The sequence below is a fragment of the Ruegeria sp. HKCCD7559 genome, from assembly GCF_013110575.1.
GTDB lineage: Bacteria > Pseudomonadota > Alphaproteobacteria > Rhodobacterales > Rhodobacteraceae > Ruegeria.
The window spans coordinates 78,468-94,407 of sequence record NZ_WVQU01000007.1 but is presented as its reverse complement, the minus strand read 5'-3'; the positions used below and the strand labels follow the sequence as shown (position 1 = coordinate 94,407).

General features: G+C 57.2%; 17 protein-coding genes. 8 read left to right on the top strand and 9 right to left on the bottom strand.

Translation table 11 applies throughout. The features are described from left to right. Positions 1-9: 9 nt before the first annotated feature. On the bottom strand, positions 10-1,035 hold the full coding sequence (locus GS605_RS16760; RefSeq protein WP_171724713.1) for a hypothetical protein: 1,026 nt from the start codon (positions 1,033-1,035) through the stop codon (positions 10-12). Positions 1,036-1,257: 222 nt separating this feature from the next. Continuing rightward, positions 1,258-2,550: a nicotinate phosphoribosyltransferase gene (pncB, locus tag GS605_RS16755; RefSeq protein ID WP_171724712.1), complete on the bottom strand. Its 1,293-nt coding sequence runs from the start codon at positions 2,548-2,550 to the stop codon at positions 1,258-1,260. Between the two features lie 164 nt (positions 2,551-2,714). On the opposite strand from pncB, the gene GS605_RS16750 reads away from it, so the two are divergent. Continuing rightward, entirely contained in the window at positions 2,715-3,245 is a 531-nt protein-coding gene (locus GS605_RS16750; RefSeq protein WP_171637376.1) for a hypothetical protein, read from the top strand. Here the strand turns inward: GS605_RS16750 and pncA are convergent. Beyond that, on the bottom strand, positions 3,242-3,835 hold the full coding sequence (gene pncA / locus GS605_RS16745; protein WP_171724711.1) for a bifunctional nicotinamidase/pyrazinamidase: 594 nt from the start codon (positions 3,833-3,835) through the stop codon (positions 3,242-3,244). The two genes, GS605_RS16750 and pncA, sit on opposite strands and share 4 nt — an antisense overlap. Positions 3,836-3,931: 96 nt before the next feature. On the opposite strand from pncA, the gene GS605_RS16740 reads away from it, so the two are divergent. Both GS605_RS16740 and GS605_RS16735 read left to right on the top strand, forming a co-directional pair. Continuing rightward, entirely contained in the window at positions 3,932-4,837 is a 906-nt protein-coding gene (locus GS605_RS16740) for a rhodanese-related sulfurtransferase (RefSeq protein ID WP_171637372.1), read from the top strand. A gap of 65 nt (positions 4,838-4,902) precedes the next feature. Further along, a complete protein-coding gene (locus GS605_RS16735) occupies positions 4,903-5,412 on the top strand; it encodes a potassium channel family protein (protein ID WP_171637370.1) in 510 nt (169 codons plus the stop codon). Positions 5,413-5,419: 7 nt separating this feature from the next. On the opposite strand, the gene GS605_RS16730 is transcribed toward GS605_RS16735, so the two are convergent. After that, positions 5,420-5,749, bottom strand: coding sequence for a hypothetical protein (locus GS605_RS16730; protein WP_152459432.1), 330 nt, complete (start codon positions 5,747-5,749; stop codon positions 5,420-5,422). A 187-nt stretch (positions 5,750-5,936) separates the two neighbouring features. On the opposite strand from GS605_RS16730, the gene betB reads away from it, so the two are divergent. Continuing rightward, positions 5,937-7,391 (top strand): betaine-aldehyde dehydrogenase, encoded by a 1,455-nt coding sequence (betB, locus tag GS605_RS16725; RefSeq protein WP_171724710.1) that lies wholly within the window; start codon positions 5,937-5,939, stop codon positions 7,389-7,391. Positions 7,392-7,985: 594 nt separating this feature from the next. Here betB and GS605_RS16720 read toward each other — a convergent pair. The 5 genes from GS605_RS16720 to fliL are packed head-to-tail and all read right to left on the bottom strand — an operon-like array spanning position 7,986 to position 12,599. After that, on the bottom strand, positions 7,986-10,121 hold the full coding sequence (locus tag GS605_RS16720; protein WP_171724709.1) for a hypothetical protein: 2,136 nt from the start codon (positions 10,119-10,121) through the stop codon (positions 7,986-7,988). Next, positions 10,118-10,987, bottom strand: coding sequence for a flagellar motor stator protein MotA (gene motA, locus GS605_RS16715; RefSeq protein WP_171637362.1), 870 nt, complete (start codon positions 10,985-10,987; stop codon positions 10,118-10,120). Before motA ends, GS605_RS16720 begins: the two co-directional genes overlap by 4 nt. 47 nt (positions 10,988-11,034) lie before the next feature. After that, positions 11,035-11,619, bottom strand: coding sequence for a MotE family protein (locus GS605_RS16710; RefSeq protein WP_171637360.1), 585 nt, complete (start codon positions 11,617-11,619; stop codon positions 11,035-11,037). Next, positions 11,616-12,092: a hypothetical protein gene (locus GS605_RS16705; protein WP_171724708.1), complete on the bottom strand. Its 477-nt coding sequence runs from the start codon at positions 12,090-12,092 to the stop codon at positions 11,616-11,618. Before GS605_RS16705 ends, GS605_RS16710 begins: the two co-directional genes overlap by 4 nt. 9 nt (positions 12,093-12,101) lie before the next feature. Continuing rightward, positions 12,102-12,599: a flagellar basal body-associated protein FliL gene (gene fliL / locus GS605_RS16700; RefSeq protein WP_171724707.1), complete on the bottom strand. Its 498-nt coding sequence runs from the start codon at positions 12,597-12,599 to the stop codon at positions 12,102-12,104. A gap of 119 nt (positions 12,600-12,718) precedes the next feature. Here fliL and fliF point away from each other — a divergent pair, with 119 nt between their 5' ends. From fliF to fliP, 4 genes are read left to right on the top strand one after another with little or no spacing between them, the layout of a single operon-like run. After that, entirely contained in the window at positions 12,719-14,302 is a 1,584-nt protein-coding gene (gene fliF / locus GS605_RS16695; protein WP_171724706.1) for a flagellar basal-body MS-ring/collar protein FliF, read from the top strand. After that, the gene (locus GS605_RS16690; RefSeq protein ID WP_253283337.1) at positions 14,299-14,898 is read left to right on the top strand and encodes an ABC transporter ATP-binding protein; all 600 of its coding nucleotides are present in this window, start codon (positions 14,299-14,301) and stop codon (positions 14,896-14,898) included. Before fliF ends, GS605_RS16690 begins: the two co-directional genes overlap by 4 nt. Next, a complete protein-coding gene (locus tag GS605_RS16685) occupies positions 14,891-15,178 on the top strand; it encodes a FliM/FliN family flagellar motor C-terminal domain-containing protein (protein ID WP_152459423.1) in 288 nt (95 codons plus the stop codon). The genes GS605_RS16690 and GS605_RS16685 overlap by 8 nt, the downstream gene beginning before the upstream one ends. After that, on the top strand, positions 15,178-15,906 hold the full coding sequence (gene fliP, locus GS605_RS16680; RefSeq protein WP_171724705.1) for a flagellar type III secretion system pore protein FliP: 729 nt from the start codon (positions 15,178-15,180) through the stop codon (positions 15,904-15,906). Before GS605_RS16685 ends, fliP begins: the two co-directional genes overlap by 1 nt. Positions 15,907-15,940: the final 34 nt, after the last annotated feature.

Sequence of the window (15,940 nt, the reverse complement as noted above, 5' to 3'; positions counted from 1 at the left end):
CCAGGCAATTCAGATCAGCTTTGCTTCCAATGTATGATTGCCCCAAATCTGTGATGTCCGCGTGGCAGAATGCCCACTGAACCAACCTCCGACCACCTCGTCGGAAACGTTGGCACTGGCGGGGAACTTTTGTCTGCCGCCGTCTGCCAGGATCACGAAGTCAAACCAGACCCGAACTGAATACGGCACATTGATCCGGCCAGAATTCAGGTTGTACTTGTGCCAGTGTACCGGGCAGCTCAAGAAAACGACCTTGTTGAAATGCGCCCCCATCTCGGCGGCTTTCATGACGACATTGCAGCCGTGGCTGTGGGCAACCACATCGCAGCCGTGATAAGCCTCAAGGTCTATCCAGTTTTTCAAGTGTTTGGCAGCAATATGTCGGCCGCGGTCGGACCACCGGCCCTCCCATTCATAGTAGTTCTGCCCTGAATAGATGTCGTTGCGATGCGGCTTGATGTAATTGTGCAAATCTCCGACATGGGGATAGTACCATGTGGGGTCAGGATTGACTTCGAAGTGAGTGCCATGAACAAGAAGCAACCCCGGGACACCGGCTAATTGTTGTGCGGGCGCCGGTGGAACCTGTGAAGCGGGCGGGTCTGAAATCAGAGCGGACGACAACACAGTAAGCAAATCTTGCGAGAGCGGATCCAATTGCGTCCAACGTGCCGAAAACACACCAAGCCAAAGACGTGGCGGAAAGGATTCTGGCGAATACAGTTTGAGGCACGAACTCAGTGCGGCAAGAGCAACAATTGAATCAGGGGCCGCAAGTCCAAGCTTCAAAGCAGCGTCGATATATTCGACGTTCGGCTGTTCTTCTGCTGCTCTGATCGCCTCGAACAAACGTTGGTAATACCCCTCAGGCTCCGGCAAAGAAAACAGGTCGAAGGGCCTCAGGTCGCCGGGGCCATCAAAGAAACGCATGTATTCGTGGGCGGATATTTGGCGGTCGTCAATTGGCCGGAATCCGAGCATGACAAGCTGTTTGGACAGAACGGCATCGTCAGTTTCCTCCAAATCGCCGTCCAACAGGAAAAGATCGCTGTCATTGCTTTCGGCTTGCAGAAACTGCGCGCGGGATATCAGGTATGCGGCGTAGGAAAAAAGTGAAAGCTCATCCCGGGATCCGCCGGTTTCGTAGAATTTCCTTGGTTCAAAAATCATTGTATCTCAACCTTAATGCTCAATGTGAATGCCTTCCAAAATAGCATCAGGTGAGTTGCCGATAAATGATGAATGCGCCGCCGTGGTTCAGACGATCACCTCGATCGCCTTTTGCTCTCCGACCCCAAACACCCGCTTGTAGCGTTCGATCTGGTCTTTCGGACCCATCGCCTTTTCCGGGTTGTCCGACAGTTTCACCGTCGGGCGGCCATTGGCGGATACCGCTTTGCAGACCAATGAGAACGGCGCCAGCGCGTCATTGGGAACAAGCCCACGAAAATCGTTGGTCAGCAAAGTTCCCCAGCCGAAGGAAATATTGGCGCGGCCCGCGAACTGGGCGTGCAATTCCTGAATTTTCTCGACATCCAGACCGTCAGAGAAAATGATCCGTTTCCCTGTCGGGTCTTCGCCGCGTGCATTCCACCAGTCAATTGCGATCTCGGCCGCCGCTGCCGGGTCTCCGCTGTCGATGCGAATGCCGGTCCATCCCGCCAGCCAGTCAGGAGCATTGTCCAGAAACCCCTTGGTGCCATAGGTGTCGGGAAGGATGATGCGCAGGTTGCCGTCATGCTCGTCATGCCAGTCGCTGAGCACGTCATAAGGCGCCTGCGCCAACGCTTCATCCGTATCGGCCAGTGCGGAATAGACCATGGGCAGTTCATGCGCATTGGTGCCGATGGCCTCGACCTCGCGTCGCATGGCGATCAGGCAGTTCGAAGTGCCGGTAAAGGATGCGCCCAGCCCTTCGATCATCGCCTGCACGCACCAATCCTGCCACAGGAAGGAATGCCGCCGTCTGGTGCCGAAATCCGCGATCCCAAGCCCGTTTATCGAGCTCAACTTTTCGATCTTTTCCCAAACCCGGGTCATCGCGCGGGCGTAAAGCACCTGCAATTCGAACCGGCGCATATCGTTCAGCACCGCGCGCGAGCGCAGCTCCATCAACACCGCCAGCGCGGGAATTTCCCACAGCATGACCTCGTGCCACTTGCCTTCAAAGGTCAGTTCATATTGGTCGCCTTTGCGTTCAAGATGATAGGGCGGCAGGTGCAAATTCTCGAACCACTCCATGAAGTCCGAGCGGAACATCTGCCGTTTTCCGTAGAACATGTTGCCGCGCAGCCAGGTGCTTTCCCCACGGCTGAGGCTGAGAGAGCGGATGTGATCCAGCTGTTCCCGCAGCTCGCCTTCATCGATCAAACGCGCCAGAGGTACGTGATTCGACCGGTTGATCAACGAAAATACGACATCTGTTTGGGGCTTGTTTCGAAACACTGACTGGCACATCAGCAGTTTGTAGAAATCAGTATCGATCAAAGACCGTACAATCGGGTCAATCTTCCATTTGTGATTGTAGACGCGGGTCGCGATGTCGACCATGGGGAACTCCTGCGATTTCCGTAGTTAGATCAATCGACTCTGGAAATGGCAAGAGTCACTGATTTGGTGACAATGCCAGTTTGACGTCACAATACCGGCATATTGTGCATTGTTTTTACCGGTTAGTGAGAAGAGGGGATGGAAAGTCGAAACTGAGTTTGTGAATGGGTATCGAGTACGATTTTGATATTGTTAACGTAGCGCTGGAAGATCTGGACCCCGAAAAGCTGGGGTCTGCCTCTGATACGGAACGCCAGGTATGTGCGGTGTTCCGCGATATCAGAGCCGCGGACGCGTTGCGTGGAACATCGCCGAAAATCCGCAAGATTTTCATGGATGCCGGGTTCAGCCTCGAGTCGCGCAACAGCGGCATCGTGCCGGGTGTTTTTCCGGCCGAGGATCATGCGGATCGGGTGCGAATTCTGCGGTCGCTGTTTGACAACATCAGGACGCGTGGAATTCAGGGTGAATATTGCGGCGATTTCAACCTTTGGGATTTCCTGCATTATGTGCGAACCGCGCAACCCATGGCTGGGATCGTGCGCAGCCGGCCGATGCGCGTTCCGTCACCTCCGTCAGACCGGACCAACCCGGAACGTCGCACGATACCAGGGCGCATTGGGTTTGCGCTGGGTCTGGCGGTTGTTCTGTTCGTGATGATCAAGCTTCTGGCCGCCGCAGGGGCCACACCTTAGGTCAATACGACTCCGGCATCTCGCATCGCCTGCTCGGCGGCTGCCAGCGAACCGTCCATATCAATCGCGCGGCACGCGCCCATGCGGACCGTGACATCGAAACCCAACCTGGCGGCATCTACCGAGGAATAACGCACGCAGTAATCGGTGGCCAATCCCACAAGTGTCAAACGGTCGATACCGCGTGTATCCAAATAGCCTTTCAGGCCTGTCGGTGTTTGGTGGTCATTCTCGAAGAATGCGGAATAGCTGTCGATGGTACTGCGGAATCCTTTGCGAAGGATCAGGTCGCCATCCGTGCGCAAGTCGGGATGAAAACCGGCGCCGCGCGTGCCCTGCACGCAGTGGTCGGGCCACAGAACCTGTGGGCCATAGGGCATGTCGACCAGGTCGAACGGGTTTTTGCCATCGTGGGAACTGGCAAACGAAGAATGTCCCGTCGGATGCCAGTCCTGAGTCAGGATCACGGCATCGAATTCATCCATCATGGCGTTTATCGGTGCGACGATCTCGTCCCCTTCTGCCACGGCCAGTGCCCCTCCTGGGCAGAAGTCGTTCTGGACATCGATCACGAGCAAGGCATGGGTCATGGCGGCCTCCTTTTACCGCTCTATCGGTAGGCGGCGGCGCGCGGGGCGTCAATGCAATCCCTTGCGACTCTGGGTCTGCAAAGGTAGATCGCGCGTATGTACACAATCGCTGCCCTCTATCACTTTACACGTTTCGCGGACCCGGCCGCGTTGCGCGACCCCTTGCTGGACCTGTGCCGCGCGCAGTCTGTCACAGGTACGCTGCTGCTTGCCCAGGAAGGGATCAACGGCACGATCGCTGGTCCGCGGGCCGGAATCGACGCTGTGCTGTCACATGTCCGATCCTTGCCCGGTTGCGCTGATATGGAGTGGAAAGAAGCGACCTCGGACCACCCGCCTTTCGGCAAGATGAAGGTGCGGCTGAAGAAAGAGATCGTGACCATGGGCCAGCCCGACGTGGACCCGCGCGCCCGTGTCGGCAACTATGTCGACCCGCAGGAGTGGAATGACCTGATCCGTTCTGACGATGTGGTGCTGATCGACACGCGAAACGATTACGAAGTGGCAATCGGGACGTTTGAAGGCGCTATAGACCCTGAAACAGCCAGTTTCCGCGATTTCCCGGAATGGTGGGAACAGAACAAGGACCGCTTTCACAACAAGCGGGTCGCCATGTTCTGCACGGGCGGCATCCGTTGCGAGAAATCCACCAACTACTTGTTGGGGCAGGGGGTCGAGGATGTCTATCACCTCAAAGGCGGTATCCTGCGGTATCTGGAGGAAATCCCAGCCGAAGACAGTTCCTGGCAGGGTGAATGCTTTGTATTCGACAATCGCGTTTCGGTTGGCCACGGGCTTGTTGAAGGGCCGCACAAGCTTTGTCATGGCTGCCGGCGTCCTATCCTGCCCGAGGATATGAAGCGCCCGGAATACGAGCACGGCGTTTCATGCCATCAATGCATCGATGAGACGTCCGATGCTGACAAAATGCGCTTTCGCGAGCGGCAAAAGCAGATCCTGCTGGCGCGGGAACGGGGTGAGGCGCATCTGCGGCAGGAATGAATTCGGGTTGCGGGCGATGCCTTTAGGTCGGATGATTGCCCGAAGACCGGATTGAAGGGGCGTTCATGCACCGCAAACCCACGACATTGGACGAATGGAAATCGACGCTGATTGCGGCACTGGGGCTGGTCCTTGCTAGCTTCCTGGCCTGGTATGGCCTGTCCCGCCTGAGCGAGGCGGCTGCAGGCGATACGATTGGCACAGTCGCCTCGATCGGGTTGTTGATCTGGCTGGTGTCACAGTCCTGGTATTACATGACACAGGTGAAATCGCCCCGCAGGCTTTTGTTTCTGATGGGTGTTTCGTTCATACAGGTTGTTCCATTCCTGTTCGCCGCAGTTTACGGGGCCTTTGGGTATAACGACCACTGTGTCATTGGTGCGCAGGGTCCGGGGGATATCCTGTATTTTTCCTATGTTACCTTTACCACAGTCGGATATGGCGACATGTCCCCGACCGGTATGTGCCGTGGGCTCGCCGTGTCCGAGGCCGTAACAGGCTATATCCTACTGGGTATGTTTGTTGCCGCAGCAGTTTCGCTTTATGCCCGCAACCACAATCCGGATAGACCCTAATTCGGGGCTATTTGTTGTGATCGATCCAGCGCGACATCATTTTCTTGTCGCGGAAACACTCGGATGGGATCGGGCGACGCTTGCTGCGTGAAATCCGCTCGGCAAACGCGACTTGTTTTCCCGTCGGGTAATTGTCGAACTGCGAGGTCCCGCGTGGTTTGTGGGCTGAAATCCAGTCAGATAAAAGCCGCCGGTCACGCTGTGCCTCGACCGGAATCTCAAGGGCTGACTTCTCGGCAATCGCTCGAGCATACCGCATCTGCCGATCGGTGACCGGAAGCAAGTGATAGTCGTTGTTCGGCCCGTTCAGGGCTGTGGGACGTGTTTGCTGGGTCATCGGTTTGTCCTCTGACTATGTAGAACATAAATAGAACATTAACCAAAAATTTCAAGGTTTGCGGGGTTTGGCAGGCGTGAAGCCACCCCTTCGATGATTTTATTGACTGGTCAATCAATAACCGATAGGCCGATTTTCGACTGACCATTTGTCCCGTCCTGACGGGTGCGAAAGAAAAGGACACGGTATGAAGTTTCAGCCCCGGGCCAGCCATTTCATTGATGGCGAATATGTCGAAGATACAAACGGCGCGGCCATCGAAGTGATCTATCCCGCTACAGGCGAAGTGATTGCACGTTTGCATTCGGCGACGCCGGCGATCGTGGAACAGGCTCTAAACAGCGCAAAAAACGCTCAGGCAGCATGGGCGGCCCTGTCCGGGACGGAACGTGGCCGCATCCTGCGCCGCGCCTCTGATATTATGCGCGAACGCAATTACGACCTGTCCGTTCTGGAAACCCATGATACCGGCAAGCCGATTCAGGAAACCACAGTGGCCGATGCCACCTCGGGGGCCGATGCGCTGGAGTATTTTGGTGGATTGGCCGCCTCTCTGACTGGCGAGCATATTCCGCTGGGCGGGGGGGATTTCGTCTATACCATCCGCGAGGCGCTGGGCGTTTGCGTCGGGATCGGCGCATGGAATTACCCCACGCAGATCGCCTGCTGGAAAGGTGCACCTGCACTGGCCTGCGGCAACACGATGGTATTCAAACCTTCGGAAACCACGCCCCTTTCGGGATTGAAAGTGGCCGAAATTCTTGTCGAGGCCGGCGCGCCCAAAGGTGTCTACAACGTGATCCAGGGTTACGGCGATGTCGGTGCTTCGCTGGTCACCGATCCGCGCGTGGCAAAGGTCTCTTTGACAGGTTCTGTGCCGACAGGCCGCAAGGTCTATGCTGCTGCGGCGGACGGCATGAAGCATGTGACCATGGAACTTGGCGGCAAATCCCCGATGATCGTCTTTGACGATGCCGACATCGAAAACGCTGTTTCAGGTGCGATCCTGGGCAACTTCTACTCTTCGGGCCAGGTTTGTTCCAATGGCACCCGCGTCTTCGTTCAGAAAGGTATCAAAGAGGCCTTCCTGAAACGTCTGTCAGAACGTCTGGATCACGCGAAAATCGGCGATCCAATGGACGAGGACGTCAGCTTTGGCCCGATGGTCAGCGAGAACCAGATGAACATCGCCCTGGGCTATATCGAAAAGGGCAAAGCCGAAGGCGCAAGATTGGTTTATGGCGGTGAACGGATCGAAAGAGACGGCTATTTTGTGCAGCCCACGGTTTTTGCTGACGTCACGGACAACATGACCATCGCGCGCGAGGAAATCTTTGGCCCCGTCATGTCGGTGCTGGACTTCGAGACTGAAGAAGAGGTGATGGCCCGCGCCAATGACACCGAGTTCGGTCTGGCCGCAGGTGTCTTCACCAATGATCTGACCCGGGCGCATCGAATCGTGGCCGGATTCGAAGCAGGCACTTGCTATATCAACACCTACAACCTTGCCCCGGTCGAAGCGCCGTTTGGTGGATCGAAGATGTCCGGCGTCGGGCGCGAGAACTCGAAACTGGCGATCAATCACTTCTCGGAAATGAAAACCGTTTATGTCTCGATGAATGATGTTGAAGCCCCGTACTGAATCCAGGACGGTTGTCCGCTGTTTTTGACGCCTCAGCTCCCGGTGCCCGGCACCGGGAGCTGAGGAAACGCCAGCCAGTGGCGGGCAATACTGTACTGGCAATACCGATGCCTGTCAGCGTGTCGGAAAAGGCGGGCTTGCAGAATTTGTGTCCAAAGACGTTGCCATCCCAAGCCGGTTGGCCAGGTTTGATGAGGAGACACGTCCGCGATTTCTCTGACCACGGAACTCATTGAAGGCGAGGAACTTTTACCGCCGTATTTCGGATGTGGCGTCTCGTTTTCACGCTTATGCCGCAAATGCCACGGCACCGGTTGCTTTACGGGCGGTCAGCCGTCGTGACCTTTTTGGTTGAGGAACGTGGCCTGAAATTCGGCGGCCTGTTCTTCTGTGTCATGTCTGGAACACAACATCCTTGAAAGAAGTTGGAGCCATGTTTGCATCCCCGCCTGATCGGGCGTTCTGATTGGAACCGTTTGAAGCAACGGCGCCGGGCTCCCAACGCTGCCACCGGTTGAAACGCATCGCAGGGTATACCGGTTTAGGGACCCGCGTTCACTTTGCCGGGTGCGGCCGGAACAGTCCCGATATACGTCATTTTACCCCAACTGCGTTCAACATCTCATCGATCCGCTGGCGGGCCGACTGGCTGTCCTTCAACAGGTTTTCCGCAACCGCCAGCGGTTTTTCCGCCAACCGTTCCGGCAGGTCAGACAAGGCTTGGGTCGTTTGGTTCAATGCCGCGTATTTCCCGCCCGCAGGTTCCAACCTTTCATCCGATACTCCGGCCAGCCAGAAATACCGGTTTGCCGCTTCGATTTGTTCGAGATCTCGGAGCATATCGGCGGCAGCTGCAAATTCTTCTGTTGAAACCTTCGCCTGCGCGCGCAAGGCTATCGCCTCTTCGGAATTGTCATCAGCCAGCTCTAACAGGGCTTGATGAGGGCGCCCCGACAGCAAAGCGGCCCGAGCCCGCAACCGAGCCCGATCCGAGCGCCGCGACTGATCTTCCGGTCTGTTCGCCAGCGCAAATGTATGCTCAGCAAAGCCCAGATCAGCAAGGCGGCTTGCCAATGCAATTGCAGTATCGGTTGTCAGCACCACCGTCATGTCCGGCTGCATTACCTCCATCGTCTGGCGTAGAAAGGTTGCGTCATCCGATCTTTCAGCAAGCAATTGCAGATGCCGATTGATCGCGCCGTCACTACCGGGTCCGGGTGGCTGCGCTTTGATCACGTCAAATGCACGGTCGAATTCCTGGCTCAGGCTCAGAGCGATCGCATAGGTGCGGTTCATCATCGGGCCCAGCTCCGATCGCCTGAGCTCGACCGCATAAGATGCCGCCAGATCAAGCTCCTGAGAAGAAACAGCTTTGCGTTCAGACCAACGTTTTTCCACCAAGCGCGCCAAAGCCAGCGGAGATTCAGCGGCGGCGTCGGTAGAGGTTATAACCTCGGTCAACAACTCTTCTTCACGGTCACTGTTTCCTTCCGCCTTGGCAACGCTGGCTTTGGCCTGAGCGACACTGGATGTCGTTTCCGGTTCAATCCGGTCAACCGAGCGAAGGATTCTGCGGGCAGCCTCCAGGTGTTGTGCTCTCACCAGTATTCCTGATAACCGCGGCCCCAGCTGGCGGCGAAGATGATCCGGCAGTCTTGAATACGCGTGTTCGATTGCTTCCACGTTTGCGTCAGGTGCCAGTTCCCCTTCGGACAACACAGCCCAAAGCGCGGCATCGCTGTCACATCGTTGCAGGTCGTTGAATGGATTCCTGGGCAGCGGCGGCCGGTTATCTACAACCCGCGCAATTGCCGCAACGGGTTCGAAGCCCGCTGGCGGCGTCTCCAACAGCCTCAAGACACTCAACGCTTCGGCTCCGAAACTGAAAGAGGCGTAGAGTCTGGCCAGGGTCATGACCTTTTCGCCGTCAAGTTTGTCAAACTCTTTGTACAGCCCAGAGCGGAGAGCTGACACCTGATCCGGAAAAGGCGTGTTCCCTGACCAGGACGCAAAATTCAGCTCAGCAGTCGAGATGCAGGCCGGTCTTTGGTCAATTGGTTGCAGTTCTGCGTTCAGAACATTCTGCAAATCGTCCAGAACCGTGGTCAGACGTAGGTTCGAACTCAATTGGGGCGGCACAACGCGTGTACCGGACGGGGCGGTGTTGCGTGGCCCGACAGGAGCAAGCTCCAAGTCCAGCAGCTTGCGATCGGTCCCTTGCAGAAGACGAGTGGACAGCTGGTCTTTTATCCCCTGCTCAGTCATGGTGAGAAGCGGCAGGTGCAACCCTGTCTCCACCGAGGGCGGTTTGCCTTTGGCCGTTTTTCCGATCAAGGGTGGCGGTACATTCTCAAGAAGCGGCGGCAACAATTCCCCTGGTGCGATGTCCAATACGATCATCGAGTTTCTGTACAGAAACGCCGACGCCACGCAGTCGCACCCGAACTCCAGCTCCAACGCGCTGCCGGGGTTTTCCTGCGACAATGAGGCCAGTCGGTTCGTGTTCAAACGCCCAAAAACCGAGCTGGTCTTGAATGTCACCTCGTCCAGGGCAATTGTAAGGCTGGCGCCGTTCTTCCGTTGCGCCAGCACCCAGCGGGTATCCGGTGGCACGTCGAAAACCAGACGTGTGAATCCGTCATGCTCACCGGATCGCACCACCACGTCCTGTGCGGTCACGGCAGATGCAGCCGTGACCAAAACCGCAATCAGAAACCCGATGCGCTTCATGCTGCAGCCTGCTTGAGCTCTTTCAATGCGTCTTCCAGCTCGGAAAAGCCAGGGCGGTTATGGGTTGGGGTGTTCTGGCGTCCGACCTCAATGCACATGGCAGCATTGTGGTTGTGCAGGTTGGCCACCAATACTTCTTTGATCAGCTGATAAAAGTGGTTGTCTTCTTCAACCACGGCTTTCAGTTTGCCTGCGAAGGGGCCGACCAGACCATAGGCCAGAAAAACGCCCAGGAACGTGCCCACAAGGGCACCCCCAATCAGCTTCCCTAGCACTTCGGGCGGCTGATCGATTGATCCCATCGTCTTGATCACGCCCAGAACCGCAGCAACGATCCCCAGCGCGGGCAGGCCGTCTGCCACTGTTTGAAGTGCATGGCTTGAGTGCATGGCGTGATGAAAATTCGCCTCCATGCGCTTCTCCAGAACCTCTTCAACCTGATGCGGATCGTCATAATTCATCGCCGCCGACCGCATGGTGTCACAAATCAGGTCGACGGCCTCCTTGTCTGATTGGATCTTGGGGTATGCGGAAAACAAGCTGGAGTTTTCGGGGTCTTCAATATGCTGCTCGACCTCAACAGGGTTGGCTCGGGCAATGCGGATCAACGAAAACAGAAGGCACAGAAGGTCACGATAGTCTTCGGGCTTCCATTTCGGGCCCTTGAACACCTTGCCCATGTCTTTGATCGTATGTTTCACGCCGCCCATGTCATTGCTGATCAGAAAGGCTCCTACGGCAGCACCACCGATCATCATCATTTCGAAGGGAAGAGATTTCATGATGATGGTCATCTTGCCACCTGCCGCGAGATAGCCGCCGAAGACCATTACGAAGATGACAACAATTCCAACAATTCCAATCATTTGAGATCTCCAGATGAGTTCTGTGCGTTACCGGGCAACACGAGCGACTACTCCTGTGGGGCCGAGGCGTTGCGTCCGGCCATGACAACGCTGATTGTATAGGCCGCTTCGGGGCTCAGGCCCGCCAGTACGCCAGCCGCTGCGTCCGCCGGCATGCGGGACAGGAACCCTGCGGCAAAGGTCGGGTCCATGGTTTCAAACAACGCGGCTGCGTCCTTGGGTTTCATGTTCTGGTAAACATCCGTCAGGCGCGCCAGATCGTTCTCTGCCGCTTTGTCCGCAACCGCCAACGTGGCACGCAGGGCATCTTCTGCTTCCTTCAGGGCCGTCAGACGCGTTTCAACGGCCTGGGTTGCGATCTCCAGTGCTTTTTCCTGATCGCGTAATTCAGCCTCTCGCTGTTTGACGCGATCCTCCCGGCGCAAAAGCTCCGCCAGCACAACCTGAACATCGCGTGTTTCGGACGCGGCAGGCTCGTTTTCCACGGCTTCGTGTGTCGCCGGTTTGGCGAGCGCGGGTCCTGCCTCCAAGCCAACGCGAATGGCTGCCGAGCCGATCATCAGCAATGAGATGACAGCAAGCACACCACCGCGCGGGCGTGTATCGTGTTTGGCGTTGCGCGCAAGGCTCATACCTGCGCCCCGTTCTGCTTGCGGTCATGGCGGAAGAACATCAGGCCCTCTGGCGCCTTGGCTTGCTCTTCACGCGCACCAGTTTCGACCGGTTCCGCTGCTTTCTCGTGCTTGGTGCCCTGTTCCTCTTCGGGCTGGGGCTCGTCTTGGACAGGCTTTGCCGTTTCGGGGGCAGCAGCTTCTTCTTCGGGGATGATATCATGCAGAGATGCCATCATCAGCTCCAGGCGCTGCGCCACGGTCTCAGCCCTTTGCGTCAGCGCCTTCAGCTGATCCCCCGATTGATCAGAGGCATTTCGCGCGCTGTCCAGGGATTTCTTCAGCTCTTCTGCCTGGGTCGACAACACGGCCACCGCGCCACCGACGCCTTTTTCAAGATCGGTGAACCGCCTGAGGCGGCGCGACAGCACAAAACAATAAAGACCCGCGCCCAACGCACCGGCGACCAGCAAAATATCCGCAATCAGCTCCAATTCCGCCTCCTAATTCAGTACAAATTCCATCACCAGCACATCGCGAACGCGCCCTTCGCCAACGACAATTCCAATGCGTCGCAGCAGGTGACCTCGGATGCGCGTCAATGCCAGCGAATCCTCCAGGTCCTTCAATTCGACGGCTCGCAGGTATCCGTTCAGGACATCCATGATTCGTGGCTGCATTTTTTTCACATCAGCTATGTACGGCGCGTTAACTTCGAGCTGAGCGTGGAACTTCAAATGTCGTGACTTGCCGGAATTCACCGATACAACAACCGGCGGCAGATCAATGAACCCGACATCTGCCAGCGCTTTGGCAGGTTCCTCTTTCGCCTTGTCCTTGCCGGCCTCAACCGCGGCCTTGCCACCCAGCGGAATCAATCCGGATGACGTCAGGAAATACCCGCCCGCAGCGCCGGCGATGGCAAGAAGCATACCGATCAGCATTCCCTTTTTCCCTTTTTTCCCGGTGGGTTCCGCCAGTTCGTCGGTTGCGTCGGTCATGACGTCCTCATTCATCCGTTCCGACCCCGTCATAACCGCGCAGGGACTAACCGATTGTTAAGAGCAATCGTCCAAACAGAGGGTGCGTCGGGCAGAATGCCGGCGAGTCGGAGGTGAGCGTGCAGCAGATCGGAACTGTCTGGGCTAATTTGGACAGGCGTAAACAAATCATCGTCGCCGGTGCGGTTGCGCTGGTGTTTCTGGGAATCCTTGGCATGTCGCGCCTTGTAACGGCTCCGTCCATGACGCTGCTTTATGCGGGTCTGGAAAGCGGTGCCGCCGGGGAAATAGTACGCGCGCTGGACCAGCGCGGCGTCACATATGAAATTCGGGGCGGATCGATCTACGTATCCGGCGCGCAGCGCGACGAGCTGCGAATGACCCTTGCCAGCGAAGGCCTGCCCGCAAACGGCAATAAAGGGTACGAACTGCTTGATTCGCTAAGCGGGTTTGGCACTACCTCTCAGATGTTCGATGCTGCCTATTGGCGCGCGAAAGAGGGTGAACTGGCGCGGACGATTGTCGGTAGCCCGCATATAAGTCAGGCGCGCGTCCATATTGCCAACGGGACGGCAAACCCGTTTCAGCGCAGCGTGTCACCAACGGCTTCGGTCTACCTCGTGCCATCCGGGACCGAAATTACCGGGGATCAGGCCAAGGCCATCCGGTTCCTCGTTGCCTCGGCCGTCAGCGGCCTGACGCCCGAGAACGTCACGGTGGTTGATTCGCACGGGGCCGTGATTAGCGGGCAGGATACCGCAGCGCCTGCGGACACTTCGGACGACAAGTCGCGCCAGTTGCGGGAACGTGTTCTGCGTCTGGTCGAGGCGCGTGTCGGTACCGGCAACGCCGTGGTCGAAGTCAGTGTCGATACCGAAACCAGGACGGAATCCATTCGCGAGCGGCGCTTTGACCCCAAAGGCCGCGTGGCGATCAGCACGGATGTCGAAGAACGTTCGGACAGCGCCCGAAATCAGTCATCGGATGTCACCGTGGCGTCGAACCTGCCGGATGGCGATGCGGCGGGCGGGGACGAATCGAACTCGACGGCTACCCAGACTCGTGAGCGGGTGAACTACGAAGTCTCCGAGACAGAGCTGGAAGTCCATGAAGCCCCCGGCGCGATCAAGCGTCTGACGGTTGCAGTTCTGGTCAATGGGAAAAGATCGGTGGACGCCTCCGGTGCCGAAGTCTTCACGCCCTTGCCTCAGGAAGAGCTTACCGCTCTGGAAGAGCTCGTGGCGTCGGCAGTCGGGTACGATGCGGCGCGCGGGGACGTTATTACACTGAAATCCATGGATTTGCCGTCGGTCGAACCACAGGGCACTCTAGTTTCGTCGTCGCTCTGGCAGAACATCCATCTGGATGTCATGTCCTTGATACAGATGGCTGTGCTGGCTTTGGTTTCGCTCGTGCTGGCCTTGTTCGTGATCCGCCCGATCCTGACAAATGCAACACCGACACCGGCGCTGCTGGCGGCGGCAGGAGGGGCGGATTCGGATACCCTGGCACTGACAGGTGAAATCGCACCGGAGGAACCGGCAGAGCACTCGACCCTGCCGGCAGAGCGTGGTGTTCCGGCTCTCGGCTCGAACGCCACTGAGGATCCTGTCGACCGGCTGCGCGCCATGATCGGTGACAAGCAGGAAGAAACTGTCGAGATCCTGCGCAGTTGGCTTGAAGAAGGCGAGGAGCGGGTATGATGTCGATTGCCCATCTTCTTGAGGATTTCACCACCCAGACCGGTACGGGGCCCGTTCTGATCTTGAATGAGGACACGCTGGAAGAACAACGGCTCTCTGCCTTCGAAGACGGGTATGGGGCCGGTTGGGAAGATGCCTCGCGGGCGCAGGAGCAAAGCCGCAGCCAGATTTCGGCTGAATTGGCAAGGTCGCTTGAGGATATGTCTTTCACCTATCACGAAGCCATCGCCCGCATGACCCTGTCGCTGGAGCCCATGTTCACCAGCCTGGTTCAGACCGTACTGCCTGAGATGGCCGATCGGGGCCTGGCAGCCCGCATTGTGGAGCAACTCTGTGAAATGGCGCGTTCGCGGATAGAGCAGCCGATGCAGATTTTGGTGCCGCTGGGATGTGCCGAGAGTGTCGCAGCGCTGTTGCCGCAAGATCTGCATTCTACTCCTCAGGTGATCGAACACTCTGAACTGGAGCCGGGTCAGGCCCGCCTTCAGGTCGGCACGAGCCGGCGTGAGGTTGATTGCACCGCTTTGCTCGCCGCCATCGAACAGACCTTTGACGCTTATGTCTTTGAGACAAGAGAGGCTTTGTCCAATGAATGACACCCAGATCCCGAAATCTGAAAAACCCAACCCCTTCGACTCGGTCCCGATTGAAGTGACCGTTTCCGTTGGTCGTGCGCGCCCATTGATCAAGGACCTGTTGAACATGGGAGAGAATGCCGTGCTGACCCTGGACAAACGGATCGAAGATCCGGTTGACCTCTATGTTGGGGATCAGTTGGTGGCGCGCGGGCTGTTGGAAGAAATGGAAGGCGATCAGGCAGGGCAACTTGCAGTGCGCTTGACCGAGATTGCGGATTTGCACAACGGAATCGGTTGATGCGCTATGTATTCTGCCTGGCTTTGGTGGCCGTGTTGACGCCCTCACTGGCCGCTGCCCAGGATTTGACCTTGTCCCTGGGCGAGGGCGGCTCGATTTCCGCCCGGACGATCCAGCTGATTCTGCTGATCACAGTCCTGAGCATCGCTCCGGGGTTGGCGATCATGATCACCTGCTTTCCCTTCCTGATCACCGTTCTGTCGATCCTGCGGCAAGGGATCGGCCTGCAACAATCTCCGCCCAATATGCTGTTGGTCAGCCTGGCGTTGTTCCTGACCTATTTCATCATGGACCCGGTGTTTTCAGAAGCATGGGCGACAGGGATACGACCGATGATGGAAGAGACGATGGAAGTGGAACCAGCGTTGGAGCGCGCGTTAGAGCCGTTCCGTGCCTTCATGGCGGCCCGACTGGATGCGGACACGTTCTATGCCATGGCGGCTTTGCGCCCCAGCGGTGAGGCTATGGAGTTGTCCGCACAAGCGCCGTTGTCTGTCTTGATGCCGTCCTTCATGCTGTCGGAAATCGCGCGGGCGTTTCAGATCGGGTTTCTGATTTTCCTGCCGTTTCTGATCATCGATCTTGTCGTGGCCGCTGTATTGATGTCGATGGGTATGATGATGGTGCCTCCGGCCATCGTATCCTTGCCATTCAAGCTGGCGTTTTTCGTGATCGCCGATGGGTGGGCTTTGATTGCAGGCGCTTTGGTGCGCAGCTACATGCCGTGACCTCGACATGTAGCCGCGGCGCGCTGAAAAAACA